The 25,752-nt window shown below is 71.8% G+C and carries 19 protein-coding genes; 6 read left to right on the forward strand and 13 right to left on the reverse strand.

Features of this window, described 5'->3' with window-relative positions:
• Positions 1–75: 75 nt before the first annotated feature.
• Positions 76–930 carry an ABC transporter permease gene (locus tag M8H82_RS29945; RefSeq protein WP_250078205.1) on the reverse strand — a complete coding sequence of 285 codons (855 nt, stop codon included), beginning with the start codon at positions 928–930 and terminating at the stop codon, positions 76–78.
• The gene (locus M8H82_RS29950; RefSeq protein ID WP_250078206.1) at positions 927–3,560 is read right to left on the reverse strand and encodes an alpha/beta fold hydrolase; all 2,634 of its coding nucleotides are present in this window, start codon (positions 3,558–3,560) and stop codon (positions 927–929) included. Before M8H82_RS29950 ends, M8H82_RS29945 begins: the two co-directional genes overlap by 4 nt.
• Positions 3,561–3,784: 224 nt before the next feature.
• On the opposite strand from M8H82_RS29950, the gene M8H82_RS29955 reads away from it, so the two are divergent.
• Complete coding sequence (locus M8H82_RS29955) at positions 3,785–5,170, forward strand: condensation domain-containing protein (RefSeq protein WP_250078207.1); 1,386 nt, start codon at positions 3,785–3,787, stop codon at positions 5,168–5,170.
• 3 nt (positions 5,171–5,173) lie between these two features.
• Here the strand turns inward: M8H82_RS29955 and M8H82_RS29960 are convergent, their stop codons facing one another.
• Complete coding sequence (locus M8H82_RS29960; RefSeq protein WP_250078208.1) at positions 5,174–6,568, reverse strand: APC family permease; 1,395 nt, start codon at positions 6,566–6,568, stop codon at positions 5,174–5,176.
• Positions 6,569–6,931: 363 nt separating this feature from the next.
• Between M8H82_RS29960 and M8H82_RS29965 the strand changes: the two genes are divergently transcribed.
• A complete protein-coding gene (locus tag M8H82_RS29965) occupies positions 6,932–7,792 on the forward strand; it encodes a hypothetical protein (RefSeq protein ID WP_250078209.1) in 861 nt (286 codons plus the stop codon).
• Between the two features lie 57 nt (positions 7,793–7,849).
• Here the strand turns inward: M8H82_RS29965 and mmsA are convergent, their stop codons facing one another.
• The 5 genes from mmsA to iolC are packed head-to-tail and all read right to left on the reverse strand — an operon-like array spanning position 7,850 to position 14,120.
• The gene (gene mmsA / locus M8H82_RS29970; protein WP_250078210.1) at positions 7,850–9,352 is read right to left on the reverse strand and encodes a CoA-acylating methylmalonate-semialdehyde dehydrogenase; all 1,503 of its coding nucleotides are present in this window, start codon (positions 9,350–9,352) and stop codon (positions 7,850–7,852) included.
• Between the two features lie 14 nt (positions 9,353–9,366).
• On the reverse strand, positions 9,367–11,244 hold the full coding sequence (gene iolD / locus M8H82_RS29975; protein WP_250078211.1) for a 3D-(3,5/4)-trihydroxycyclohexane-1,2-dione acylhydrolase (decyclizing): 1,878 nt from the start codon (positions 11,242–11,244) through the stop codon (positions 9,367–9,369).
• The gene (gene iolB / locus M8H82_RS29980; RefSeq protein ID WP_250078212.1) at positions 11,244–12,059 is read right to left on the reverse strand and encodes a 5-deoxy-glucuronate isomerase; all 816 of its coding nucleotides are present in this window, start codon (positions 12,057–12,059) and stop codon (positions 11,244–11,246) included. The genes iolD and iolB overlap by 1 nt, the downstream gene beginning before the upstream one ends.
• Positions 12,060–12,066: 7 nt before the next feature.
• Positions 12,067–12,951, reverse strand: a complete 885-nt coding sequence (locus tag M8H82_RS29985) for a deoxyribose-phosphate aldolase (RefSeq protein ID WP_250078213.1) — start codon at positions 12,949–12,951, stop codon at positions 12,067–12,069.
• On the reverse strand, positions 12,948–14,120 hold the full coding sequence (gene iolC / locus M8H82_RS29990; protein ID WP_250078214.1) for a 5-dehydro-2-deoxygluconokinase: 1,173 nt from the start codon (positions 14,118–14,120) through the stop codon (positions 12,948–12,950). The genes M8H82_RS29985 and iolC overlap by 4 nt, the downstream gene beginning before the upstream one ends.
• A gap of 140 nt (positions 14,121–14,260) precedes the next feature.
• Here iolC and M8H82_RS29995 point away from each other — a divergent pair, with 140 nt between their 5' ends.
• Complete coding sequence (locus M8H82_RS29995; protein ID WP_250078215.1) at positions 14,261–15,184, forward strand: helix-turn-helix domain-containing protein; 924 nt, start codon at positions 14,261–14,263, stop codon at positions 15,182–15,184.
• A 391-nt stretch (positions 15,185–15,575) separates the two neighbouring features.
• A complete protein-coding gene (locus M8H82_RS30000; protein WP_234847426.1) occupies positions 15,576–15,776 on the forward strand; it encodes an AlpA family transcriptional regulator in 201 nt (66 codons plus the stop codon).
• A gap of 32 nt (positions 15,777–15,808) precedes the next feature.
• Here the strand turns inward: M8H82_RS30000 and M8H82_RS30005 are convergent, their stop codons facing one another.
• On the reverse strand, positions 15,809–16,852 hold the full coding sequence (locus tag M8H82_RS30005; protein WP_250078216.1) for a zinc-dependent alcohol dehydrogenase family protein: 1,044 nt from the start codon (positions 16,850–16,852) through the stop codon (positions 15,809–15,811).
• 43 nt (positions 16,853–16,895) lie between these two features.
• The gene (locus M8H82_RS30010; protein WP_250078217.1) at positions 16,896–18,095 is read right to left on the reverse strand and encodes a cation:proton antiporter; all 1,200 of its coding nucleotides are present in this window, start codon (positions 18,093–18,095) and stop codon (positions 16,896–16,898) included.
• A gap of 196 nt (positions 18,096–18,291) precedes the next feature.
• Between M8H82_RS30010 and M8H82_RS30015 the strand changes: the two genes are divergently transcribed.
• Positions 18,292–18,507: a heavy-metal-associated domain-containing protein gene (locus M8H82_RS30015; protein WP_250078218.1), complete on the forward strand. Its 216-nt coding sequence runs from the start codon at positions 18,292–18,294 to the stop codon at positions 18,505–18,507.
• A gap of 18 nt (positions 18,508–18,525) precedes the next feature.
• On the forward strand, positions 18,526–20,757 hold the full coding sequence (locus tag M8H82_RS30020) for a cation-translocating P-type ATPase (protein WP_250078219.1): 2,232 nt from the start codon (positions 18,526–18,528) through the stop codon (positions 20,755–20,757).
• Positions 20,758–21,511: 754 nt separating this feature from the next.
• Here M8H82_RS30020 and M8H82_RS30025 read toward each other — a convergent pair.
• From M8H82_RS30025 to M8H82_RS30035, 3 genes are all read right to left on the reverse strand, one after another.
• Positions 21,512–22,801, reverse strand: a complete 1,290-nt coding sequence (locus M8H82_RS30025) for a citrate synthase (RefSeq protein WP_250078220.1) — start codon at positions 22,799–22,801, stop codon at positions 21,512–21,514.
• Positions 22,802–23,045: 244 nt separating this feature from the next.
• Positions 23,046–25,280 (reverse strand): ATP-dependent RecD-like DNA helicase, encoded by a 2,235-nt coding sequence (locus tag M8H82_RS30030; protein WP_250078221.1) that lies wholly within the window; start codon positions 25,278–25,280, stop codon positions 23,046–23,048.
• A gap of 30 nt (positions 25,281–25,310) precedes the next feature.
• Complete coding sequence (locus tag M8H82_RS30035) at positions 25,311–25,676, reverse strand: hypothetical protein (protein ID WP_250078222.1); 366 nt, start codon at positions 25,674–25,676, stop codon at positions 25,311–25,313.
• Positions 25,677–25,752: the final 76 nt, after the last annotated feature.

The raw sequence follows: 25,752 nt of genomic DNA on the forward strand, positions 1-25,752 counted from the left end.
ACGGGGTGTTGCGGGTGGGTCTCGAAGTGGGCACGGCGGGGGGCCGTCGAGACCGGTGGGTGATCCTCCGGTGACCTAGGACACCACGTCCTTGCGCGCGAAACCGCGGAAGGCCAGCGCGAACAGGACGACGGCGTACGTTACCGAGACGGCGACGCCCTGGATCATGCCGGACCACTCCGGGGTGGGCTGGACGGCGTCCGCCCAGGCGAACTGCCAGTGCGCGGGCAGGAAGTGGCGCCAGTCGCCGAGGGCGGTCACCGCGTCCAGGACGTTGCCGACGATGGTGAGGCCCACCGCGCCGCCGACCGCGCCGAGCGCGGCGTCGGTCTTCGTCGACAGCCAGAACGCGAGTCCCGCGGTGACCAGTTGGGAGACGAAGATGTACGCCACGACGACCACCAGGCGCTGTGCCGCGGTGCCCGGGTCGAGCGAGCCGCCGGTGGGGATGGCCAGCGGGCCCCAGCCGTAGGCGGCGCTGCCGACGGCCAGCGCGACCACCGGCAGCAGCACCATCGCGGCGAGGCTCAGGCCGAGCCCGACGACGAGCTTGGACCACAGCAGCCGGGCCCGTGGCACGGGCGCCGCGAGCAGATACCGCAGCGAGGCCCAGCCGGCCTCCGAGGCCACCGTGTCGCCGCAGAACAGGGCGACCGGGATGACCAGCAGGAAGCCGGCGGAGACGAACAGGTTCACCGCGGCGAAGTTGGCGCCGGAGGAGGTGGCCGTGTCCATCAGGGTGATGCGGTCGCCGCCGCGGTCCGGCTCGCCGCCGATCGCGAAGGCGACCAGCAGCACGAACGGCAGGGCGGCCAGGATCGCGCCCATCACCAGGGTGCGGCGGCGCTTGAGCTGACGGATCAGCTCGACGCGGAGCGGCAGGGTGCGGCCTGCCTGGTAGCCGGAGGCGACCTCGGTGAGCGTGCTCATGCGGAACCTCCGATCAGGGTGAGGAAGGCGTCCTCCAGGCGGCGGTGCGGGCCCACCGACCGGACGGGCACTTCGAGGCGTACGAGGTCGGCGACCAGGCGGGAGGCGCTGCCGTCGGCGCCGAGGCGGACCAGCAGCCCCTCGTCGGTCCGTACTGCCGAGGCGACGCCTTCGAGCGCGGTCACCTTCTCCACGACCGGCTCCTCGACCGGGGTGGCCGTGCCCACGAGCAGGGTGTCGCCGGAGCCGACGATCTCGCCGACCGGACCCGCCTGGACGAGCCGGCCGCGGTCCATGACCACCAGGTGGGTGCAGGTCTGCTCGACCTCCGCCAGCAGATGGCTGGAGACGATCACCGTGCGTCCGGCGGCCGCGTACCGGATCATCACCTCGCGCATCTCGCGGATCTGGGGCGGGTCGAGGCCGTTGGTCGGCTCGTCCAAAATCAGCAGGTCCGGCAGGCCGAGCATGGCCTGGGCAATGGCCAGGCGCTGGCGCATGCCCTGGGAGTACGTGCGGACCGCGCGGGCCAGGGCGTCACCGAGACCGGCGATCTCCAGGGCCTCGTCCAGGTGGGCATCCCCGGCCGGGCGGCCGGTGGCGGCCCAGTACAGCTCCAGGTTCTCCCGGCCCGACAAGTGCGGCAGGAAGCCAGAGCCCTCGACGAAGGCGCCGACCCGGGACAGGACCGGGGAGCCGGGGCGGATGGCGTGGCCGAAGACGCGGATCTCGCCGCCGTCCGGCCGGATCAGGCCCATCAGCATCCGCAGGGTCGTCGTCTTGCCGGCGCCGTTCGGCCCGAGCAGGCCGAGGACCTGGCCCTGCTCGACGCGGAAGGTGACCTCGCGGACGCTGTAGCGGTCGCCGCCCGCGTACTTCTTGCTCAGGTCCGTGATCTGGAGCGGGACCTCGGCCAGCTCCGGGTCGGGGGCGGGTGCCGCGGTGCGGCGGCGGGCGGTCAGCAGCAGGGCCGCGGCGACCAGCGCACCGGCGACGGGCAGCCACCACACCCAGGCGGGCAGCGGGGCGGCGGCGGTGGTCACGCCGGGGGCCGTGGGCACGTTCAGGTCGCTCTTCAGGGCGACCCGGTACGTCGCCGGGGCGGCCGGGGAGGCGTAGCCGAGGTCCGTGGAGGCGAGGACCAGGCGCAGCCGGTGGCCCTTGTCGATCTCGTGGTCGACGGCGGGGAGCGTGATCGTCACGTCCTTGCCGGACTTCGCGCCCTCGACGCGCACCGGCGCGACCAGCTGGGACGGCAGCACCTGCCGGCTGCCGTCGGCGCCGACGTCGTAGACCTTGGCGAAGAGGACGGCGTCCTCGCTGGTCGACTCGACGTGCACGGTGACCGTCGGGGAGCCGGTGATGCGCAGGTCGTCCCGGACGGGGGCCGAGTCGAAGCGGGCGTACTGGCCGGGGAAGTCGAGGGAGACGCCGACGCCGAGGGAGGAGAGCTGGGCGAGGCCGCCGCCGCCCAGGCCCGGCAGGGCGGAGACGGCGGGCGGGCTGGCGCCGGCCGGGTTGGCGAAGCTCTGTTCGCGGCCGGTCAGGGCGACCTGGGTGCGGCCGCTGTCCAGACCGGGGTAGCGGTCCCCGCTCGCGCCCCGCAACTGGGCCTGGCCGTCGGTGGAGTCGACGCCTCCGGTGCGGGTGACGCGGAAGGCGGGGCCGGTGTCGACGGCCTCGTCGCCCTTGAGGTACCGGTCGAACCAGGCGTGCACGCGGGCCCGGACCCGGTCGGCCTCCTGGTCGCCGCCGTCGTGGCCGCCCGCGATCCAGTCGACGTCGACGGGGGCGCCGTTGGCCCGGATCGCCTTCGCGGCGGCGTCGGCCTGGCCGAGCGGAAAGAGGGAGTCGGTCTGGCCCTGCATCAGGAGCGTGGGGACGTCGATGCGGTCGGCGACGGCGGACGGGGAGCGCTGCTCCAGCAGTGCGCGCGCCTCGGCGTCCGGGGTGCCGGACTCGGCGACCCGCTCGTACATCCGGCACAGCCGGTCCTCGAAGCGGTGGCAGCCGCCGCCGGTGTTGACGAAGAGGCCGGCCCAGAGCTTCTTGAAGACGCCGTTCGGGAAGAGGGCGTCGGCGAGGTTCCAGTACGTCACCGACGGGGCGATGGCGTCGACGCGGTCGTCGTACCCGGCGCCGAGGAGGCTGATCGCGCCGCCGTAGGAGGCGCCCGCCATGCCCACGCGCGGGTCGCCGGTCTCGTCGAGCCGGACCTGGGGCTGCTTCGCCAGCCAGTCGATCAGTCCGGTGACGTCGGCGACCTCGCCCTTCGGGTCGTTGAGTCCGATCGCGCCGGTGGACCTGCCGAAGCCGCGGGCCGACCAGGTCAGCACCGCGTACCCGTCGGCGGCCAGGTCCTCGGCCTGCTCGCGCACGTCGTCCTTGCTGCCGCCGAAGCCGTGGCCGAGCAGGACTGCGGGGCGCCGCTCACCGCCCGGGGCGGTGAAGAACGAGGTGTCCAGGCGTACGTCGCCCACGGACAGGACCCGGTCGGCGCGGTGCACCGCGGGCCCCTCGTCCGAGGCGACGGCGGTCCAGGTGCCGGCGCCGGCGAGCACGACGACGGCGGCCCCGGCGGCCAGCAGACGCCGGGGCCGCCGGAACGGCCCTCGCAGTCGAAGATCCATGCCGTCAACCGTACGGGGTCAACCTGTCGGGGAGTTGTCGACCGCAGAGTGAACCGGCCCACCTCCCACGGGCGTACGGCGGCCCTCCCGCATACCGCGCCCGTGGTACGAGGACCGCTGTTCGAGGCACCACCCGATCCACTGAAGCGGGGCGAAACGGTACGCCCCGGTCCCGGGCGCGGCAGACCCTAGAAGGTCCGCCCCCACGCGAACGGAGACGCCCTGTGCGCATCACCGACATCCAGCGCTGCGAGGTCCGGCCCGGACGGCTCGTCGAGTGGACGCTCAGTCCGGCGACCGTCGAGAGAGCCTCGCGGCTGCCGGACGACACGCGCCCGCCGGCGTACATCCAGGAGTCGCACATCAGGACCGCCCGGAGCGTGCGCGAGGACGGGCTGTTCGTCCCGACCTGGCTCGGCACGGCGTTCGACATCCCGGGCCGGGTCGACCTCGACGCCCTCCAGGACGCCCTGCGGACCTGGACGCTGCGCCACGAGACGCTGCGCAGCGGCTTCCGGCTGGCCGGTGACGAGCTGCGCCGGTTCACGCTCGGCACGCAGGAGGTGGCGCTGCACCGCGAGGTGGTCGGGGACTTCACCGACGCGGCGGACCTGGTCCAGCACCTCCAGGACCGGTTCGACGTGGTGGCGGACGCACTGCGCTGGCCGAACCTGATCTACGCGGCGGTGGTGCGGGACGACGCCACCAGCGTGTACCTGGCCTTCGACCACAGCAACGTCGACGCCTACTCGCTGCACCGCATCCCCGCCGAGCTGCTCGAGCTGTACGCGGCGGCCCTCGCGGGCCGGACCGAGGAGCAGCCGGCGGTGAGCAGTTACATCGACTTCTGCGAGCTGGAGCGGGCGGACGCGGACCGGATCGACGAGAGCCACGAGATCGTCGGCCGCTGGCGGGAGTTCATCGGGCGGTGCGACGGCACGCTGCCGGGCTTCCCGGTCGACCTCGGGGTGCAGCCCGGAGGGCCGCTGCCCACGCAGAAGCTGATGCGGGAGATGCTCGTCGACGCGGACGACGCCGCCGCGTTCGAGGCGTACTGCCGGCCCTGCGGCGGGAGCCTGGTCGGTCTGCTGGCGGCCACGGCGCTCATCGTCCGGGAGATCGGGGGGCAGTCCGTCTACCGCACGGTCGTGCCCTTCCACACGCGGGTGAAGTCGCGGTGGTCGGATTCCCTGGGGTGGTACGTGGGGGGTGCGCCGATCGAGGTCCCGCTGGTGCCGGAGCCGGACTTCGCCGGGGCCCTGCGCAGTGTGCGCGCGCAGTTGCAGGCCGCCCGGCCGCTGGCGCGGATGCCGCTCGCCCGGGTGCTGACGCTGCTCGGGACCGACTTCCGGCCCACCTCGCCGGACCTGTACTCGATCGTGTCGTACCTCGACGCCCGGGGGCTTCCGGGCGCCGGGGACTGGGCCGGCCAGTCGGCGTACGCGCTGATCAGGGTGTCGTACGGGGATCAGGTCTGTGTCTGGGTGAACCGGCTGCACGAGGGGCTCTGGCTCGCCAGCCGGTACCCGGACACGGACGTCGCCCACAAGAACATGCGGCTGTACGTGGAGCGGTTGCGGGACGTCGTGGTGGGAGTGGCCCGCGGGTGAGGGCTAGTCCCGTTCGTCGTGCGGAAGCGTCACCAGCCAGCGGGTGGTCCGCCTCGGGCGCAGGTACAGCGCCCAGTACAGGGTGGCCACGGCCGTGATGCCGCCCGTCCACAGCAGGTACTCCGTCTCCTGCTGGGTCAGGATGTAGGCCAGGACCACGATCAGCAGGACCGGCATGGCCGGCCACAGGGGCATGCGCCAGGCGGGACGGTGCTGGTGGCCGCCGCGGCGGGCCAGCAGGGCGGCGACCGCGACCAGCAGGTACATGCCGGTCACCGACACGCCGGTCACGCCGTACAGGGTGTCCAGGTTGACGAAGCACATGGCGGCGCCGGGGACGCCGACCGCCAGCGTGGCGACCCAGGGGGAGCCGAAGCGGCCGAGCTTGGCGAAGACGGCGTTGACCGGCTCGGGCCAGGCCTTGTCGCGGGCGGAGGCGAACAGGACGCGGGAGTTCTGGATGACCATGACGATGCCCGCGTTGATGATCGCGAGGGCCACGCAGAGGCTGACGAAGGTGCCGACCGCGGAGTTGGACCAGGCCTCGACCATGCCGCCGATGTCACCGCTGGTGAGCGCGGCGAGGTCGGAGGCGCCGAGGGTGATGCCGATGACCGGGACCAGGATGATCACGGCGGAGATGGCGAGCGTGGCCAGGACGGTACGGGCGACGTTGCGGCGCGGGTTCTCCAGTTCCTCGGAGAGGTAGACCGCGGTCGAGAAGCCCTGGGTGACGAAGAGGGCGATGGCCAGCCCGGAGACGATCAGCATCGCCGTCACGGTGTCGACGCCGCCGTCGGCACCGGCCACCTCGAGCGAGACCAGGCTGTCCGGACCGCGCTCGGCGTGGGCGAAGCCCAGCACGGCGACCACGGCCGCGGCCACGACCTCCAGGACCAGGAAGACGCCGGTGATCCAGGCGTTCGCGCGCAGATCCAGCAGACCGGCGAGGGTGGCGAGCAGCATCACGCCGGCGCCCGCCATCGAGGGGTCGAGGTCGACGATCGGGGCGAGGTAGTCGGCCGTGCCCATCGCGATCACCGGCGGCACGATCATCACGACCAGCAGCGAGAGCACGAAGACCAGCCAGCCCGCGAGGCGTCCGGCCATCGTGGTGACCATCGCGTACTCGCCGCCGGCGCTGGGGATGAGGGTGCCCAGCTCGGAGTAGCAGAACGCCACGGCGATGCAGAGCAGGGAGCCGATCGCGATGGTGAGCGCGGTGGCGGTGCCGAGCGAGCCGAAGAGGTCGGGGACGACCACGAAGAGGGTGGAGGCGGGCGTCACACAGGAGAGCGTGAGCAGAGTGCCGCCGACGACCCCGATCGAACGCTTCAGCTCCGGGGCGGGGGCCGGTACGTCATCGGGGACGAGGGACTTCTCCAGCGTGTCGGTCATGCGGCGGTTCCGATCGGCTCGTGCGGCGGTGGTTTCGGGCGGGAGCGCTATCGCCTCCGGCGGCTTCGTCGTACTGGTTTTCCGTCCGCTCCCGGCGCTGCATGGAACACCGACGAAAACCAACGCGTCAATGGGTGTTTGCCTACGAAATCCGCAGCCAGAGAGCCCTCTAGATCGCGTATACAGCAGAAGAGGCAAGCCGTTCCGCTTATTGCGGCTGTACGGGAACCGCAACATGAAGACCGAAAAAACTGCCGACGTCCGGCATACGGACGTGTCGGTGGGGCCCGCTACAGTCCTTTTGTCACACAGCGATGTCACACAGTGAAGACACAGTCAGACACAGCGATGGGGTGGGGACGGATGAGGCTGAGGCACACCACGGCCTGGGTGGGGCTCACGGCGGCGGCCCTGGTGGCGGTCACCGGGTGCGGGTCCGAGGGGGCCGGGGAGACGGCCAAGGAGACCGCGAAGAAGGCGGCCGAGACGGTCACCGGCGCGGACAAGATCATGGCGGCGCTGGCCCGCGCCACCGACCGGACCGAGCAGCTCGGTTCGGCCGAGGTGAGCATGTCGACCGACCTCGGCACGGGCGCGCCGATCGCCATGGAGGGCACCTACTCCTGGGGTGACGGCATGGCCTACGACGTCCAGATGGACACCGCGGCCGCCCAGATGCAGGAACTCCAGGACGCCCCGACGATCCAGGTCCTGCTCGTCGACGGCGTCTACTACTACGACGTCGACCCGCAGGCCTCCGGCCCGATCGCGGGCAAGGAGTGGATCAAGGTCGACTCCTCCGCGGTGTTCGGCGACAGCGGCAGCCAGGCCTACAAGGGCGGCGGCGACGCCGGCAGCCCGACGGCGTCCATGAAGAGCCTGAAGTACGCGGGCGATGTCGAGAACCTCGGCACCGAGACCGTGAACGGCCAGCGCGCGACCCACTACCGGGCCGTGCTCGACGAGAACGACATGGGCAAGTTCAAGGACGCCTACAGCGGCGAGGACAGCATGCTGGGCGCCATGACCGGCGGCGCCACCACCATGGAGATGGACATCTGGGTCAACGACAAGGACCTGCCCGTCCGCATGGAGCAGGTGATGGGCTCCATGTCGGTCTCCATGGACTTCGCCAAGTTCGGCGCGACCAAGGACATCACCGCCCCGCCGGCCGCGCAGACCGCCGACCTGACCGAGGCGCTCAAGGAACAGAACGGCCAGTGACACGACCGGGCCCGGGCACCTGAGGTGCCCGGGCCCGGGTGGTGCCGCTGGGACGGATCAGTGGTTGCGCGGGAAGCCCAGGTCGACGCCTGCCGGGGCCTCGGACGGGTCCGGCCAGCGGGTGGTGACGACCTTGCCGCGGGTGTAGAAGTGCGTGCCGTCGTTGCCGTAGATGTGGTGGTCCCCGAAGAGGGAGTCCTTCCAGCCGCCGAAGCTGTGGTAGCCGACGGGGACCGGGATCGGGACGTTCACGCCGACCATGCCGGCCTCGATCTCCAGCTGGAAGCGGCGGGCGGCGCCGCCGTCCCGGGTGAAGATCGCGGTGCCGTTGCCGAACGGCGAGCCGTTGATGAGAGCCACGCCCTCCTCGTAGGTGTCCACGCGCAGCACGCACAGCACCGGGCCGAAGATCTCGTCCTGGTACGCCTTCGCCGTGGTCGGCACCTTGTCCAGGAGCGAGATGCCGATCCAGTGGCCGTCCTCGTGGCCCTCGACCGTGTGGCCGGTGCCGTCCAGGACGACCTCGCAGCCCTCCGCCGCCGCGCCCTCGACGTAGGACGCCACCTTGTCGCGGTGGACCTTGGTGATCAGCGGGCCCATCTCGGAGGCGGGGTCGTTGCCGGGGCCGATCTTGATCTTCTCGGCGCGCTCGCGGATCTTCTCCACCAGCTCGTCGCCGATCGCGCCGACGGCCACGACCGCGGAGATCGCCATGCAGCGCTCGCCCGCCGAGCCGTAGGCCGCCGAGACGGCCGCGTCGGCCGCCGCGTCCAGGTCCGCGTCGGGGAGGACCAGCATGTGGTTCTTGGCGCCGCCGAGCGCCTGCACGCGCTTGCCGTTGGCGGAGGCGGTGATGTGGATGTAGCGGGCGATCGGGGTCGAGCCGACGAAGGAGACGGCCTTGACGTCCGGGTGCTCCAGCAGCCGGTCCACGGCCACCTTGTCGCCGTGGACGACGTTGAAGACGCCGTCCGGGAGACCGGCCTCGGCGAGCAGCTCGGCGATCTTCATGGCGGCCGAGGGGTCCTTCTCCGACGGCTTCAGCACGAAGGTGTTGCCGCACGCGATGGCCAGCGGGAACATCCACATCGGGACCATCGCCGGGAAGTTGAACGGCGTGATGCCCGCGACCACGCCGAGCGGCTGGCGGATCGAGGCCACGTCCACGCGGCTCGCGACCTGCGTCGACAGCTCGCCCTTGAGCTGCACATTGATCCCGCAGGCCAGGTCGACGATCTCCAGGCCGCGCGCGACCTCGCCGAGGGCGTCGGAGTGCACCTTGCCGTGCTCGGCGGTGATCAGCTCGGCGATGGCGTCCCGGTTGGCGTCCAGCAGCGCCCGGAACGCGAACAGGATCGAGGTGCGCTGGGCCAGCGAGGACTGGCCCCAGGTCGCGAAGGCCTCCCGCGCGGCCTGTACGGCTGCGTCGACCTCGTCGACCGAGGCGAACGCGACCTTCGTGGTGACCGCGCCGGTGGCCGGGTCGGTGACCGGCCCGTAGATACCCGACGCGCCGTCGACGGTCTTGCCGCCGATCCAGTGGTTGACGATCTTCGTCATGACCAAGAACTCCTTCACAGATGGCGGCGTCGGGTTGAGACGTGCCGGTCGTACTCGTCGCGGGCCTTGACCGCCGACGGTCGGGTCGCGGTCTCGGCCACAGGAACATCCCACCAGGCCTGCGCCTCGGGCGCGCCCGACACTGTGTCTGCCGTTTCGGTCTCCACGTAGACACATGTGGGCGTCTCGGCGGCCCGCGCCTCGACGAGGGCCGCGCGCAGGTCACCGACGGTCCGCGCGCGCAGGACGCGCATGCCGAGGCTGGCCGCGTTGGCGGCCAGGTCGACCGGGAGCGGGGCGCCGGTGTAGGAGCCGTCGTCCGCCCGGAAGCGGTAGGCGGTGCCGAACCGCTCGCCGCCCACCGACTCCGACAGGCCGCCGATGGACGCGTACCCGTGGTTCTGCACCAGAAGCACCTTGATGGCGATGCCCTCCTGCACGGCGGTGACGATCTCCGTCGGCATCATCAGATAGGTGCCGTCGCCGACCAGCGCCCAGACATGGCGCTCGGGGGCGGCGAGCTTCACGCCGATCGCGGCCGGGATCTCGTAGCCCATGCAGGAGTAGCCGTACTCCAGGTGATACTGGTCGGCCGACCGGGACCGCCAGAGCTTGTGCAGGTCGCCGGGGAGCGAACCGGCCGCGTTGATGATCACGTCCGACTCGTCCACCAGGGCGTCCAGCGCGCCGATCACCTGCGGCTGGCTCGGTCGTACGTCCGGCTCCGGGGCCGCGAAGCAGGCGTCGACGCGCTGTTCCCAGCGCGCCTTGCCCTCGGTGTACTCGGCGACGTACGACGGGTCGAGCCGGTGGTCGTGCATCTCCAGCCGCGCGGTGAGCTCCGCCAGGCCGTTGCGGGCGTCCGCGATCAGGGGCATTCCGGAGAGCTTGTGGCCGTCGTGGGGCGCGATGTTGAGGTTGAGGAAGCGGACGTCGGGGTGCTGGAAGAGGGTGCCGGAGGCGGTGGTGAAGTCGGTGTACCGGGTGCCGACGCCGATCACCAGGTCGGCGGTGCGGGCCAGCCGGTCGGCGGTCTCGGTGCCGGTGTGGCCGATGCCGCCGATGTCCTGGGGGTGGTCGTGGCGCAGGGATCCCTTGCCGGCCTGGGTGGAGGCCACCGGAATGCCGGTGGCGGCGGCGAACTCGGCGAGGGCCTCCTCGGCGCGGCTGTGGTGGACCCCGCCGCCGGCCACCACGAGGGGCCGCCGTGCGGTGCGGATCGCGGTCACGGCCTCGGCCAGCTCGGCCGGGTCGGCTCCCGGCCGCCGTACCGCCCACACGCGCTCGGCGAAGAACTCCTCCGGCCAGTCGTACGCCTCCGCCTGCACGTCCTGGGGCAGGGCGAGGGTGACGGCGCCGGTCTCGACCGGGTCGGTGAGCACCCGTACGGCCTGGAGGGCGGCCGGGATCAGGGCCTCGGGGCGGGTGACGCGGTCGAAGTAGCGGGAGACCGGGCGCAGGCAGTCGTTGACGCTGAGGTCGCCCGCGTGGGGGACCTCCAGCTGCTGCAGGACCGGGTCGGCCGGGCGGGCGGCGAAGGTGTCGCCGGGGAGCAGCAGGACGGGGAGGTGGTTGACGGTCGCGAGGGCGGCGCCGGTGACCAGGTTCGTGGCGCCGGGGCCGATCGACGTCGTCACGGCGTGCGTGGACAGCCGGTTCGACTGGCGGGCGTAGCCGACGGCCGCGTGGACCATGGACTGCTCGTTGCGGCCCTGGTGGAACGGCATGACGTCGGCGTACTCGACGAGCGCCTGGCCGAGTCCGGCGACATTGCCGTGGCCGAAGATGCCCCAGGTGGCGCCGATGAGCCGGTGCCGGGCGCCGTCGCGTTCGGTGTACTGCGCGGCGAGGAAACGGACCAGCGCCTGGGCGACGGTCAGCCGGGTGGTCATCAGTAGCCCTCCGTGTGGTCCGGGTGGAAGCAGATCCGCCACTCCCGGGTCTCGCCCGGGCCCGCCATGACGTTCAGGTAGTACATGTCGTGGCCGGGCTGGGCGATCGACGGGCCGTGCCAGCCGTCGGGAACGAGGACGACATCACCCGTGCGGACCTCGGCGAGCAGGTCGGAGCCGCCCTCCCGGGAGGGGGACACCCGCTGGTAGCCGTAGCCGTGCGGGCCGTCGATCTCGAAGTAGTAGATCTCCTCCAGCTCCGACTCCTCGCCCGGCCGGTGCTCGTCGTGCTTGTGCGGCGGGTACGAGGACCAGTTGCCGCCGGGGGTGATGACCTCGACGGCGATGAGCTTGTCGCAGGCGAAGGCGTCGGCGGAGGCGAAGTTGCGGACGTGGCGCAGCCGGTTGCCGCTGCCGCGCTCCTCCTTGGGGACCTCCGGCGCGGGGCCGTAGCGGGCGGGGAGTCGTCGCTCGCACCTTGCTCCTGCCAAAGCAAAGCGGCCACCCGCGCCGGAGGCGATCTGGACCCGGGCGTCCCGGGGGGCGTACGCGAAGTCGGTGACCGACGCGAACACGCTTTCCCGGCCCAGGAGTTGGAACTCTTCCTGTTCTGTTCGCACGGTACAACCGCCGGTGAGGGGCAGGACGATCCATTCGCTGTCCCCGGTGGCGAAGGTGTGCGTGCCGCCGGGCGCCAGCTCGACGATCCGCAGGCCGGCGTGCGCCCAGCCGGCCCGCTCGGGGCCGATGTCGAGGACGTGGTCCGCGTCGGCGGTCGCCCCCCTGGGGACGTACAGCTCCTTGCTCGTCGTCATGCGGCCCTCACAGCAGTCCTACGGCGGTGTCCACGGCGGCGGCCACATCGCCGTCCGCCGGATACAGCAGCGAACGGCCGACGACCAGGCCGCGCACGGTGGGGAGTTGGAGGGCGCCGCGCCACTTCTCGTAGGCGGCGTCCTGGTCGTCCCCGATGTCACCGCCGAGGAGGACGGCGGGCAGCGTCGAGGTCTCCATGACCTGGGCCATGTCGTCCGGGTTGTCGGTGACCGGGACCTTGAGCCAGGTGTACGCCGAACTGCCGCCGAGGCCGGAGGCGATGGCGATGGACCGGGTGACCGCGTCGGCGGAGAGATCGTTGCGGAGTTTTCCGTCGGGGGTGCGACGGCTGATGAACGGCTCGACGAACAGGGGGAGTTGCCGGGCGGCCATCTCGTCGACGGCGCGGGCGGTGGACTCCAGGGTGTTCAGGGAGCCGGGGTCGTCGTAGTCGATGCGGAGGAGGAGCTTGCCGGCGTCGAAGTTGAGGCGGGCGATGTCCTCGGGGCGGTGGCCGGTGAAGCGGTCGTCGAGTTCGAAGACGGCGCCCTGGAGTCCGCCGCGGTTCATCGAGCCCATGACGACGCGGTCGTCGAGGGCGCCGAGGAGGAGCAGGTCGTCGAGGATGTCGGCGGTGGCGAGGACTCCGTCGACGCCGGGCCTGCTGAGCGCGAGGCAGAGGCGGTCGAGGAGGTCGGCGCGGTTGGCCATGGCGTGCTTGCGGTCGCCGACGCTCAGGGCTCCGCGGGCGGGGTGGTCGGCGGCGACGATCATGAGGCGATCGCTGGTGGTGGTGAGCAGCGGGCGTCGCCTGCGGCGGGCGGCGGCTTCGGCGATGGCCTGGGGGTGTCTGGTGCGGGTGCGGATCAGCTCCGCGATGTCGACGGTCACCGGGGGGCTCCGTCTCCGGGCTCGGGCTCGGCCTCGGCTTCGCCTTCGGCCGATGGGTTCCCACCCGGACCACCCGTGCTGCTCTCGTCGTCGGGTGCGGGTGGCCCCTGTGGGGCGGAATCGCCGTCGGCGGGTGCGGGGGGTGGGGGTGGGGTGCTGTTGCCGGTGTCGGGTGCGGAGGGCTCTGGTGGGGTGGGGGTGCCGTCGGCGGGTGCGGGCGGTGGGACTGTTCCTGTGGTGAGGGCCGTTTTTACCTCCTCGGGAGTGGGCATGGCCGAGGAGCATTCCAGGCGGGAGGCGACGATGGCGCCGGCCGCGTTGGCGTGGCGCATGGTCGTCTCCAGGTCCCAGCCGTTGAGCAGGCCGTGGCAGAGGGAGCCGCCGAAAGCGTCGCCGGCGCCTAGGCCGTTGAGGACGGTCACCGGGAGCGGGGGGACCTCCGCCCGGTCGCCGTCGCGGTGCACGGCCAGCACTCCCTTCGGGCCCAGCTTGACCACAGCGAGCTCCACCCCGGCGTCGAGCAGCGCGCGGGCGGCCGCGTGCGGGTCGCGGACGCCGGTGGCGACCTCCACCTCGTCGAGGTTGCCGACGGCGACGGTGGCGTACCGGAGGGCTTCGGCGTAGAAGGGGCGGGCCGCGTCGGGGTCGCTCCAGAACATGGGGCGCCAGTCGAGGTCGAACACCGTGATGCCGGACTTGGCGCGGTGGGCGAGCGCCGCGAGGGTCGCCGTACGGCTGGGCTCCTCGCTCAGTCCGGTGCCGGTCATCCAGAAGATCCGGGCGTCGCGGACCGCGTCGAGGTCGAGTTCATGGGCGTCGATCTCCAGGTCGGGCGCCTTGGGCTGCCGGTAGAAGTAGAGCGGGAAGTCGTCCGGCGGGAACACCTCGCAGAAGGTGACCGGAGTGGGCAGGCCCGGGACCGGGGCCACCCAGCGGTCGTCGACGCCGAAGCCCCGCAGGGCCTCGTGCAGATAGGTGCCGAAGGGGTCGTCGCCGGTGCGGGTGATGACGGCGGTGTTCCGGCCCAGCCGGGCTGCGGCGACCGCGACGTTCGTCGCCGAGCCGCCGAGGAACTTGCCGAAGGAGGTGACCTGCGGCAGGGGGACGCCCGTCTGCAACGGATAGAGGTCCACCCCGATCCGCCCCATGGTGATCAGGTCGTACGCCATCGCGTTCCCTTCGTATCGGCTCTCCCGGCTTTCTAGCCCTGGGGACGGAGCCCTGTCAATGTTTTGTCCAGACATTCGGACCAGAAGTGGGACGGGTCCTGTGGGTGTTGTTCTCGGCGTGCGGCTGGAATGCTCTGTGCGTGCTTGTTCGGTCCGGGCACGGGCCCGATGGATCCTGGGAAGTCGCCTTCGGCCGGCCGCACCCCCGCTTGCGGCCGGGACTGATCAGCTATCGCGGGTTCCGGCTCGGTTTCGCGCGGCCCCGGCGGCGGCTGGAGACGCCGATCGGGGCGGCGACCGTGGTGTTCGGGTTCGGGGATCCGGTGCGCATCCTGCGGCCGGGCCGGGCGCCCGACACGCTGGTGTCCCTGTTCTGTGGGCCCACGACCACCCCGGCCGTCGGTGAGCACGGCGGGCGGCTGGCCGGGATCGAGGTGCTGCTCACGCCGTGGGCCGCGTTCACCCTGTTCGGGACGCCGCAGCACGAACTCGCCGAGCGCACGGTCGACCCCGACGACCTGCCGCACGCCCTGGACATCGGCGTGTGCGAACTCGCCGGTGCGCTGGCCGCGTTGCCGACCTGGCAGAGCCGGTTCGGGCTGCTGGACGAGGTGTTCACGCGCTGGTCCGCGGCCGGGGTGCCCAGTTCGGCGCGGGTGGTGCGGGCCTGGTCGGAACTGGTGCGCACGGGTGGCGCGATGCCGGTGCCGCGGCTCGCGGAGGAGGTCGGCTGGAGTGCGCGGCACCTGGAGAACCGGTTCCGGGAGCAGATCGGTCTGGGCCCGAAGGCCGCGGCCCGGGTGCTGCGCCTGCAGCGGGCCCGGCGCCTGCTCGCGGCCGGACGTGGCGCCGCCGAGACCGCAGCCCTGTGCGGGTTCTACGACCAGGCCCATCTCAGCGGTGAGTTCAAGACGATGACGGGGTGCACGCCCCGGGAGTTCACGGCCGCCCGGCGGTCGTCCGTGCCGACGGCGGACGGGGCTCCGGGCGCCGACCGGCTGGCGGGCGAGGCCACCAGTGTGGTGCTCGCGTCCGGCGGTAGTTCGGTTTTTTCCAATACCTGACGGGATCTCCCCCGGCACGCTGTGCCCCTGACCTCGAGCCGACGACGAGCCGAGGTCGGCGGGGGAAACGGCGGGCCGGACCTGACGCAGCGGGTCCGGCCCGCCCTGCCGTCCCCGTACATCTGCCGTCCCCGCACATCGCGCCCCGGCCGTCAACGCGCCACGCCACACGCCCGCGTGCGCCTTTGCCTCACCTGTGTCACAAACGCCCCCCTTGTGTCACACATGTCGCGTCTACGCGGTCCTTGCGTCACACCCGGTGCACAGCCCCAACCCTGCGGTCACTGAGCGTCGTTCACCGGGCACAGGCTTTGTGATCGCCAGCGCAGCGCCCGGTACCCCCGACGGCCGTTCCGGCCGCCGCCGCGGTGCGCGCGGGGAGGTGCACGTCATGACCGACCGACGGCTCTGGTCCTACAAGGAGATCGCGGCGCACATCCGGGTGCAGCCCGACACCGTGCGGTCCTATCGCAAGCACGGGCTGCTGCCACCGCCCGACCACGTGGAGGGCGGCAAGCCCTACTGGTACGCCGACACCGTCCGGGCGTGGGTCGCCTCCCGCCCGGGCAACCGCGGCCGGCGGGCCGACTGACGCTCCAGCGGCCCGGCAATCGGCCGGGAGTGTCAGCTCCAGGGATCGATGACCGTCACCCCCGACCCCGGCGCCGTGCCCATCGCCGCCAGCGCGGCCGGGGTCTCGTCCAGGGTGATGGTGGAGGTGACCAGGAGGTCCGGGCGCAGTACGCCGGACCGGACGAGTTCCAGCATCGGCGGGTAGGTGTGCGCGGCCATGCCGTGGCTGCCGAGGAGTTCCAGCTCCCAGCCGATGGCGCGGGCCATCGGGACGGGGGTGGTGCCGTCGGCCGAGGGCAGCAGGCCCACCTGGAGGTGCCGGCCGCGGCGGCGCAGGCTGTGCACCGAGGCCGCGCAGGTGACGGGCGAGCCCAGGGCGTCGAGGGAGAGGTGGGCACCGCCACCGGTCAGCTCCCGGACCGCCCCGGCGGTGTCCGGGGTGCTTGCGGCGTCCACGCAGTGCGCGGCACCGAACGTCCGCGCCAGTTCCAGCGCCCGGGGCGAGACGTCCACGGCGACGACCCGCGCGCCCGACGCGGCCGCGATCATCACCGCGGACAGGCCGACCCCGCCGCAGCCGTGCACCGCCACCCACTCCCCCGCGGCGACCCGGCCGCGCTGCACGACCGCCCGGAACGCGGTGGCGAACCGGCAGCCGAGCGAGGCGGCGGTGGCGCAGGACAGGTCGTCCGGGATCGCGACCAGGTTCACCTCGGCGTGGTCCAGTGCCACGTACTGGGCGAAGGAGCCCCAGTGCGTGAAGCCGGGCTGGGTCTGCCGCTCGCACACCTGCTGGTCGCCCGCCGCGCAGGCCGGGCAGCTTCCGCAGGCGCAGACGAAGGGGACGGTGACCCGGTCGCCGGGGCGCCATCCGGTCACCCCGGCGCCCACCGCCTCGACGACTCCTGCGAGTTCATGGCCGGGGACGTGCGGCAGCGTGATGTCGGGGTCGTGGCCCTGCCAGCCGTGCCAGTCGCTGCGGCACAGGCCGGTGGCCTCGACCCGGACCACGACTCCGTGGTCGGCGGGGCGGGGGTCGGGCAGGTCGCGTACCTCGGCGGGTTCGCCGTACTGCTCGAAGACCACGGCTCGCATGGGGCTCCTTCCTCCCCGGCGAAGACTAGGCCCGGTCCCCGGATCACCACGACTCCGGTTCCCCGGCCGCCTTTCGCGGCGCCGCGCGCTCGCCCCGCAGCCGCAGTCCGGCCAGCGGGAACACCAGCACCGACACCATGGCCGCGCCGACCAGGGCCGCCGCCTCGTCGGTGCGCATCGTGCCGGCGTCCACGCCGATCGTCGTGATGGCCACGACCAGCGGCAGGGCGGTGGCGGCGAACAGGGTCAGGGCGCCCCGGTCGCGGCGGCCGAGGTCGCGCGGGGCCAGGGCGTACACCGGCAGCCCCCGGACAGCGAGGAAGAGCACCAGGAACAGCGGCAGGAGCAGCAGGGCGCGACCGCCGGACAGCAGGGAGTCCAGGTCGAACTCGATGCCGGTGACCACGTAGAACACCGGCACCAGGAAGCCGAAGCCCATCGCCTCGACCTTCTCCATGACCGGTTCCGCGCTCCGGGGCGCCGAGCCGTGCAGCACCAGCCGGGCGATCACCCCGGCGGCGAAGGCGCCGAGCAGGGTGTCCAGGCCCAGCGCCTGGGAGACGCCGAGCATGACCGCGAGCAGCAGGACCACGAGGCGTACGGCGAACTGGCCGCTGGTGTGCAGCGTCAGCTCGACCACCCGGGTGAACCAGGGCGGGCGGGGCCGCGTCGCCCACCACACGGCCACCGCCGTCAGGAGCGCGAACGCGGCCAGTACCGCCGTCGAGCGGCCCGGCGAACGGCCGCTCAGCAGCAGGGCGATGGCGATGATCGGCCCGAACTCCCCGACCGCGCCGAACGTCAGCATCACCGAGCCGAACCGGGAGCGCAGGTCACCCGCGTCACGCAGCATGGGCAGGACGGTGCCGAGGGCGGTGCTGGTGAGCGCCGTACCGATGTAGACGCCCCGGTCGAAGCCGGACAGCAGGGTGGCCAGACCCAGGCCCACCGCGAGGGAGATCAGCCAGGCCCGCACCGACCGGCGCAGGGTGGCGCCGCGTACCTTGTCGAACTCGATCTCGTAGCCCGCGAGGAAGATCAGCATCGCCAGGCCGAGATCGGCGAGGACGTCGATGACCTCGCCCTCCCCCGCCCAGCCGAGCACGTCCGGGCCCACCAGGATGCCCAGCGCGATCTCGAAGATGACGAGCGGGACCGGCAGTCGGCGGCCGACCCCATGGGCGAGCAGCGGCGCCAGCACCGCGATGGACATGATGAGGATGAGCGTCCCGGCCTGCGACATAGGGCGTACCTACCATGAGGAGGGGACAAATCATCTCAACCCGAGGGATTCTCCCGAGGGCCGGGCTTGCGTAGACGGGCGCGCCCGCCCGCAGGGACCCTCCTTGGAGGAATACCCCGCCGGGGTATACGGTGGTGTGATACGGGAACCCCTCGTGGTACCCGTCGGCCCCACATGCCTCGACGAGGAGAACAACATGAGCGTCAGCGCCGTCTACAAGGTCAACGGGATGAGCTGCGGACACTGCGAGGGCGCCGTCTCCGGCGAGATCTCCGAGCTGCCCGGCGTGAGCTCCGTGAAGGCCGTGGCCTCCACCGGCGAGGTGACCGTCGTCTCCGCGGAGGCGCTGCGCGAGGAGGACGTGCGCGCGGCCGTGGACGAGGCCGGTTTTGAACTCGTCGGCGCCGTCTGAGCCGTACGGAGTCCGGCCATGTCCACCCTCACCCAGGCCCCGGCAGCCCCCGTCTTCGAGGTCGAGCTGCTCATCGGCGGCATGACCTGCGCGGCCTGCGCCGCCCGGGTCGAGAAGAAGCTCAACCGGATGGACGGGGTCACCGCCAGCGTCAACTTCGCCACCGAGAAGGCGAGGGTCAGGTACCCGGCGGGGGTCGACGTGGCTGATCTGATCGCCACGGTGGTGAAGACGGGGTACACCGCCGAGGAGCCCGCGCCGCCCGAGCCCGCCGCGCCGGAGCAGGCGGCCGAGGACGACCCCGATCCGACCGGCTACCGGCAGCGCTTCACCGTCTCCGCGCTGCTCGCGGCGCCCGTCGTGCTGCTGTCGATGGTTCCGGCGCTGCAGTTCGACAACTGGCAGTGGCTCGCGCTCACCCTCGCCGCCCCGGTCGTCGTCTGGGGCGGGCTGCCCTTCCACCGTGCCGCCTGGACCAACGCCCGGCACGGCGCCGCGACCATGGACACCCTGGTCTCGCTCGGGACGCTGGCCGCCTTCGGCTGGTCGCTGTGGGCGCTGTTCCTCGGGGACGCCGGGATGCCCGGGATGCGGGACGAGTTCCGGCTCACCGTCGGCGGGATGGACGGCGCCTCGACGATCTACCTCGAAGTGGCGTCCGGAGTCGTCGCCTTCATCCTGCTCGGCCGTTGGCTGGAGGCCCGCGCCAAGCGCCGCGCGGGAGCCGCGCTCCGGGCGCTGATGGAACTGGGCGCCAAGGACGTGGCCGTCCTCAGGGACGGGCGGGAGCGGCGGATCCCGGTGGCCGAACTGGCCGTCGGCCACCGGTTCGTCGTACGGCCCGGGGAGAAGATCGCCACCGACGGCACCGTCGTCGAGGGGGTCTCGGCGGTGGACGCGTCGATGCTGACCGGGGAGTCGGTGCCGGTGGACGTGACGGCCGGCTCCGTCGTGACCGGGGGCACCGTCAACGCGGGCGGGCGGCTCGTCGTCGAGGCCACCGAGGTCGGTGCCGGTACCCGGCTCGCGCGGATGGCGCGGCTGGTGGAGGCGGCGCAGAACGGCAAGGCCGAGGTGCAGCGGCTCGCGGACCGGATCTCCGCGGTCTTCGTGCCGGTGGTGCTGGTGATCGCCGTCGCCACCTTCGGGGGCTGGCTCGGCGCCACCGGGGACACCGTCGACGCGTTCACCGCCGCCGTCGCCGTCCTGATCATCGCCTGCCCGTGCGCGCTGGGTCTCGCGACCCCGACCGCGCTGATGGTCGGCACCGGGCGCGGGGCCCAGCTCGGCATCCTGATCAAGGGGCCGGAGGTGCTGGAGTCGACCCGTCGCGTCGACACGGTCGTCCTCGACAAGACCGGCACGGTGACGACGGGACACATGACCTTGCACGAGGTGTACGTCGCCGAGGGCACCGACGAGAGGCAGGCGCTGCGGCTCGCGGGCGCCCTGGAGCACGCCTCCGAGCACCCCGTCGCCCGGGCGGTCGCCGCGGGGGCGGAGGAGCGGGCCGGGGCGCTGCCGTCGGCCGAGCGGTTCGAGAACGTGCCCGGGCGGGGCGTGCGCGGGCGCGTGGAGGGTCATGAGGTCGCCGTGGGGCGGCTCTTCGCGGAGCTTCCCGAGGAGCTGGCCCGGGCCCGGGACGAGGCCGAGAGGGGCGGGCGTACGGCCGTCGTCGTGGGCTGGGACGGGGCCGCGCGTGCGGTCCTCGCTGTCGCCGACACGGTCAAGGAGACCAGTGCCGAGGCCGTACGGGAGTTGCGCGCGCTCGGGCTCACGCCGGTGCTGCTGACCGGGGACAACCGGGCGGTCGCGGAGGCGGTGGCGCGGAGCGTCGGGATCGAGCAGGTGATCGCCGAGGTGCTGCCCGAGGAGAAGGTCGCGGCGGTACGGCGGTTGCAGGGCGAGGGGCGGACGGTCGCCATGGTGGGCGACGGCGTCAATGACGCGGCGGCGCTCGCGACCGCGGACCTCGGGCTGGCGCTGGGTACGGGGACGGACGCGGCGATCGAGGCCGGGGATCTGACGCTGGTGCGCGGGGATCTGCGGGTGGCGGCGGACGCGATCCGGCTGTCCCGCCGGACGCTCAGCACGATCAAGGGCAACCTCGTGTGGGCGTTCGGCTACAACGTGGCCGCGCTGCCGCTGGCCGCGGCGGGGCTGCTGAACCCGATGATCGCGGGCGCGGCGATGGCGTTCTCGTCGGTCTTCGTGGTGACGAACAGCCTGCGGCTGCGGACTTTCCGTTAGGGACCCCTCTGGAGTCCTGCGCGAGCCTCACATAAGCTCTTCACAAGGCTCGCGCAGCATCCTTACGCTGGGGCGCGTTCGATGGATCGGGGCTCTTGCGCATCTAACGGACATTTGCAAGAGACGCAGATCACAGTGATGCGAACGTAACCATCGAAGGGGTTCGAAGGTCTAAGTTGGCGATGTCAGGAAGCGTCTTGGGGGGCGTGGACTGGCATCTGGGGATGTCTTGGGGGACTTCCTCAGAGATGCGTTGCCGGGGCACGCACACCGGGGAGCTTTGAGCGGCCCTCCCGAGTGCGTTGTCCCGGCAGACCGCACACCGAGTAGTACGGCGGATTCCGCCCGTTCTGCTCAACGCAGTACCGAACAACAGCGATTCAGGCGCTGTCCTCACAGACGCCCGGCCGGATCCCGTGGGGGGAATCCGCACCGGGACATGGGAAGGCGCCCTGGACGTCGGCCCGTGGGGGGACCGCCGCCAGGGCGCCTTCTTCTTACTCTTACGGCCGGAACACGTACGGCGTTCACCGCACGAAGCGACAACACCGGCTCGGGCACCGCCGCAGCGGTGCCCCCACCGGCAGAGGTCAGCGCTCCTCGACCGGGACGAAGTCCCGCTCCACGACGCCCGTGCTGTGCCTGCCCGGGGGACAACCCCCGGACCCCCGGCCGAACCAGACCGGCGACCCGAGGGCGAAGAGGGCACGGGCCGGTGGCCGGCACCGCCGCAGCGGTGCCCCACCGGCAGAGGTCAGCGCTCCTCGACCGGGACGAAGTCCCGCTCCACCACGCCCGTGTAGATCTGGCGCGGGCGGCCGATGCGGGAGCCCGGCTCCTTGATCATCTCGTGCCACTGGGCGATCCAGCCCGGCAGGCGGCCGAGGGCGAACAGGACCGTGAACATCTCGGTCGGGAAGCCCATGGCCCGGTAGATCAGGCCGGTGTAGAAGTCGACGTTCGGGTAGAGGCTGCGCGAGACGAAGTAGTCGTCGGAGAGCGCGTGCTCCTCCAGCTTGAGCGCGATGTCCAGCAGCTCGTCGGACTTGCCGAGGGCCGAGAGGACATCGTGCGCGGCCGCCTTGATGATCTTGGCTCGCGGGTCGAAGTTCTTGTAGACCCGGTGGCCGAAGCCCATCAGCCGGACGCCGTCCTCCTTGTTCTTCACCTTGCGGATGAAGGAGTCGACGTCACCGCCGGAGGCCTGGATGCCCTCCAGCATCTCCAGCACGGACTGGTTGGCGCCGCCGTGCAGCGGGCCCCACAGGGCGCTGATGCCGGCCGAGATCGAGGCGAACATGTTCGCCTGCGAGGAGCCGACCAGACGGACCGTGGAGGTCGAGCAGTTCTGCTCGTGGTCCGCGTGCAGGATCAGCAGCTTGTCGAGGGCGGCGACGACCACGGGGTCGAGCTCGAACTCCTGCGCCGGGACCGAGAAGGTCATCCGGAGGAAGTTCTCGACGTAGCCCAGGTCGTTGCGCGGGTAGACGAAGGGGTGACCGATCGACTTCTTGTACGCGTAGGCCGCGATCGTCGGAAGCTTGGCGAGCAGCCGGATCGTGGAGAGGTTGCGCTGCTTCTCGTCGAACGGGTTGTGGCTGTCCTGGTAGAAGGTCGACAGCGCGGAGACGACCGACGACAGCATCGCCATCGGGTGGGCGTCGCGGGGGAAGCCCCTGTAGAAGTTCTTGACGTCCTCGTGCAGCAGGGTGTGCTGCGTGATGTCGTTCTTGAACGTGCTCAGCTCGTCGACGGTGGGCAGCTCACCGTTGATCAGCAGGTAGGCGACCTCCAGGAAGGTGGAGCGCTCGGCCAGCTGCTCGATCGGGTAGCCGCGATACCGGAGGATGCCCTGCTCGCCGTCGAGGTAGGTGATGGCGGATTTATAAGCGGCGGTGTTGCCGTAGCCGCTGTCCAGGGTCACCAGACCGGTCTGGGCGCGGAGCTTGCCGATGTCGAAGCCCTTGTCGCCGACGGTGCTGTCGATCACCGGGTAGGTGTACTCGCCGTCGCCGTACCGCAGTACTACAGAGTTGTCGCTCACGTCTTCCCTCACCGACGTTGTGCCTCTTCTTCGAGGTTGCCCTGACTGTCTCTACCATCCCCCAATTGGCGCATGAGAGTGCACTCGGGGTCGACCATTGGGCTTATTGGCGGCACTCAGTGCCGCCAACTTGCTCATCCTGCCCCTCCGCACCGGCATCCGGAAGAGCTGTGTGACCTTTACGACTCGTTTGATCGATCAAATTTCACTCACCTCTCCCAGGAGCGCGCTGAGAGCCTGGCATTCACCCCTCCAGTGCGCGTGGTGCGAGCCTGAAGTCCAGCGCCGTGCACCGGCGTCCGGCCGAGACCGTGCGCACCGCCTGGCCGATGGCCTTGCGCGAGCCGACGAGCACGACCAGCCGTTTGGCCCGGGTGACGGCGGTGTAGAGCAGATTGCGCTGGAGCATCATCCACGCGCCCGTGGTGACCGGGATCACCACCGCCGGGTACTCGCTGCCCTGGGAGCGGTGGATCGTCACCGCGTACGCGTGCGCCAGCTCGTCCAGCTCGTCGAACTCGTACGGCACCTCCTCGTCCTCGTCCGTCCGCACCGTCAGGCGCTGGTCGACCGGGTCGAGCGAGGTGACCACGCCGACGGTGCCGTTGAAGACGCCGTTGGCGCCCTTGTCGTAATTGTTGCGAATCTGGGTGACCTTGTCGCCGACCCGGAAGACCCGGCCGCCGAACCGCTTCTCCGGCAGGTCCGGGCGGCCCGGGGTGATGGCCTGCTGGAGCAGGCCGTTGAGGGTGCCGGCGCCGGCGGGGCCCCGGTGCATGGGGGCGAGCACCTGGATGTCCCGGCGGGGGTCGAGCCCGAATTTGGCCGGAATCCGACGGGCCGCCACGTCGACCGTGAGCCGTCCGGCCTCCTCGGTGTCGTCCTCGACGAAGAGGAAGAAGTCCTTCATGCCGTCGGTCAGGGGATGCTGCCCGGAGTTGATCCGGTGCGCGTTGGTGACCACCCCGGACTGCTGGGCCTGGCGGAAGACCCGGGTGAGGCGGACGGCGGGGACCGGGCCGCCGTCGGCGAGCAGGTCCCGCAGGACCTCCCCCGCCCCGACGCTGGGCAGCTGGTCGACGTCCCCGACGAACAGCAGGTGGGCGCCCGGCGCGACCGCCTTGACCAGCTTGTTGGCGAGCAGCAGGTCCAGCATGGAGGCCTCGTCGACCACCACCAGGTCGGCGTCGAGCGGGCGGTCCCGGTCGTAGGCCGCGTCCCCGCCGGGCTTCAGTTCCAGCAGCCGGTGCACGGTGGAGGCCTCGGCGCCGGTGAGCTCCGCCAGGCGCTTGGCGGCGCGGCCGGTGGGGGCGGCGAGGACGACCTTCGCCTTCTTGGCGCGGGCCAGCTCCACGACCGACCGAACGGTGAAGGACTTGCCGCAGCCTGGGCCGCCGGTCAGCACGGCGACCTTCTCGGTCAGCGCCAGCTTGACGGCGGCCTCCTGCTCGGGGGCGAGCTCGGCGCCGGTACGGTCCTTCAGCCAGGCCAGCGCCTTGTCCCAGGCCACGTCGCGGAAGCCGGGCATGCGGTCCACGTCGGTGCGCAGCAGGCGCAGCAGCTGGCCGGCGAGGGAGAGTTCGGCGCGGTGGAAGGGGACGAGGTAGACGGCGGTGACGGGGTCGCCGCCGTCGGGGGCGGGCACCTTCTCCCGTACGACGCCGGGCTCGCCCGACTCCTCGTCCGGTGCCGCCAGCTCCGCGAGGCACTCGATGACCAGACCGGTGTCGACCTGCAGCAGCTTCACCGCGTCGGCGATCAGCCGCTCCTCGGGGAGGTAGCAGTGCCCCTGGTCGCTGGACTGGGACAGGGCGTACTGCAGGCCCGCCTTGACCCGCTCCGGGCTGTCGTGCGGGATGCCGACGGACTGGGCGATCTTGTCGGCGGTGAGGAAGCCGATGCCCCAGACGTCGGCGGCGAGCCGGTAAGGGTGGTTCTTCACCACCGAGATGGAGGCGTCGCCGTACTTCTTGTAGATGCGCACCGCGATGGAGGTGGAGACCTCGACGGTCTGCAGGAAGAGCATGACCTCCTTGATCGCCTTCTGTTCCTCCCAGGCGTCGGCGATCTTCCTGGTCCGCTTGGGGCCGAGCCCGGGGACCTCGATGAGCCGCTTGGGCTCCTCCTCGATGATCCGCAGGGTGTCCAGCCCGAAGTGCTGGGTGATGCGGTCGGCGAAGACCGGTCCGATGCCCTTGACCAGCCCGGAGCCCAGGTAGCGGCGGATGCCCTGGACGGTGGCGGGCAGGACGGTGGTGTAGTTGTCGACGGTGAACTGCTTGCCGTACTGAGGGTGGCTGCCCCAGCGGCCCTCCATCCGCAGGGACTCGCCGACCTGGGCGCCGAGCAGCGCGCCGACGACCGTGAGGAGGTCGCCGCCGCCGCGGCCGGTGTCGACCCGGGCGACCGTGTAGCCGTTCTCCTCGTTGGCGTACGTGATGCGTTCGAGCACGCCTTCTACCACCGCCGGACTGGACATGATCCGACGCTACCGTCCGGCACTGACAGCTCAGCCGGACTGTGCCTTCACATGGTCGAGGACCTTGCGGAACTCCTCGGTCGGGGAGAACTCCACGAACTCGCAGTCCTCCAGGGCGACCGGGACGTGGCCGGGGCCCCAGTAGTAGGCCTGGCCCTCCTCGTAGACCTCCTCGCCGTCCGGGGTGACCATCCGCAGCCGGCCCTTCAGCACGAGGCCCCAGTGCGGGCACTGGCACGCGTCGCCGGGCAGGCCCTTCATCGCCGGGCCCATGTCCGTGCCCTCGGGCAGGTGGACATAGCCGACGGACATGCCGCCGCCGATCGGTTCGGTGCGCAGTTCCACGCCACCGCCTTCCAGGAGGACGGGCACCTCGTCGCGTGTCGTCGCCGTCATGGTTCCTCCGCTCCGGCCCGTGGGCCTTGGGGAAACGACCCCGCAGTTCCAGCGTGGCACCGGCGCGCCCGGGGTG

Origin of the sequence: Streptomyces sp. YS415 (genome assembly GCF_023544665.1) — a bacterium.
Taxonomy (GTDB): Bacteria; Actinomycetota; Actinomycetes; order Streptomycetales; family Streptomycetaceae; genus Streptomyces.

Bases quoted from the DNA above. Each gene is read 5' to 3' on its own strand.
- M8H82_RS29945 (WP_250078205.1), bottom strand. From the start codon at position 930: ATGAGCACGCTCACCGAGGTCGCCTCCGGCTACCAGGCAGGCCGCACC.
- M8H82_RS29950 (WP_250078206.1), bottom strand. From the start codon at position 3,560: ATGGATCTTCGACTGCGAGGGCCGTTCCGGCGGCCCCGGCGTCTGCTG.
- M8H82_RS29960 (WP_250078208.1), bottom strand. From the start codon at position 6,568: ATGACCGACACGCTGGAGAAGTCCCTCGTCCCCGATGACGTACCGGCC.
- M8H82_RS29965 (WP_250078209.1), top strand. From the start codon at position 6,932: ATGAGGCTGAGGCACACCACGGCCTGGGTGGGGCTCACGGCGGCGGCC.
- mmsA (WP_250078210.1), bottom strand. From the start codon at position 9,352: ATGACGAAGATCGTCAACCACTGGATCGGCGGCAAGACCGTCGACGGC.
- iolD (WP_250078211.1), bottom strand. From the start codon at position 11,244: ATGACCACCCGGCTGACCGTCGCCCAGGCGCTGGTCCGTTTCCTCGCC.
- iolB (WP_250078212.1), bottom strand. From the start codon at position 12,059: ATGACGACGAGCAAGGAGCTGTACGTCCCCAGGGGGGCGACCGCCGAC.
- iolC (WP_250078214.1), bottom strand. From the start codon at position 14,120: ATGGCGTACGACCTGATCACCATGGGGCGGATCGGGGTGGACCTCTAT.
- M8H82_RS30000 (WP_234847426.1), top strand. From the start codon at position 15,576: ATGACCGACCGACGGCTCTGGTCCTACAAGGAGATCGCGGCGCACATC.
- M8H82_RS30005 (WP_250078216.1), bottom strand. From the start codon at position 16,852: ATGCGAGCCGTGGTCTTCGAGCAGTACGGCGAACCCGCCGAGGTACGC.
- M8H82_RS30010 (WP_250078217.1), bottom strand. From the start codon at position 18,095: ATGTCGCAGGCCGGGACGCTCATCCTCATCATGTCCATCGCGGTGCTG.
- M8H82_RS30015 (WP_250078218.1), top strand. From the start codon at position 18,292: ATGAGCGTCAGCGCCGTCTACAAGGTCAACGGGATGAGCTGCGGACAC.
- M8H82_RS30020 (WP_250078219.1), top strand. From the start codon at position 18,526: ATGTCCACCCTCACCCAGGCCCCGGCAGCCCCCGTCTTCGAGGTCGAG.
- M8H82_RS30030 (WP_250078221.1), bottom strand. From the start codon at position 25,280: ATGTCCAGTCCGGCGGTGGTAGAAGGCGTGCTCGAACGCATCACGTAC.
- M8H82_RS30035 (WP_250078222.1), bottom strand. From the start codon at position 25,676: ATGACGGCGACGACACGCGACGAGGTGCCCGTCCTCCTGGAAGGCGGT.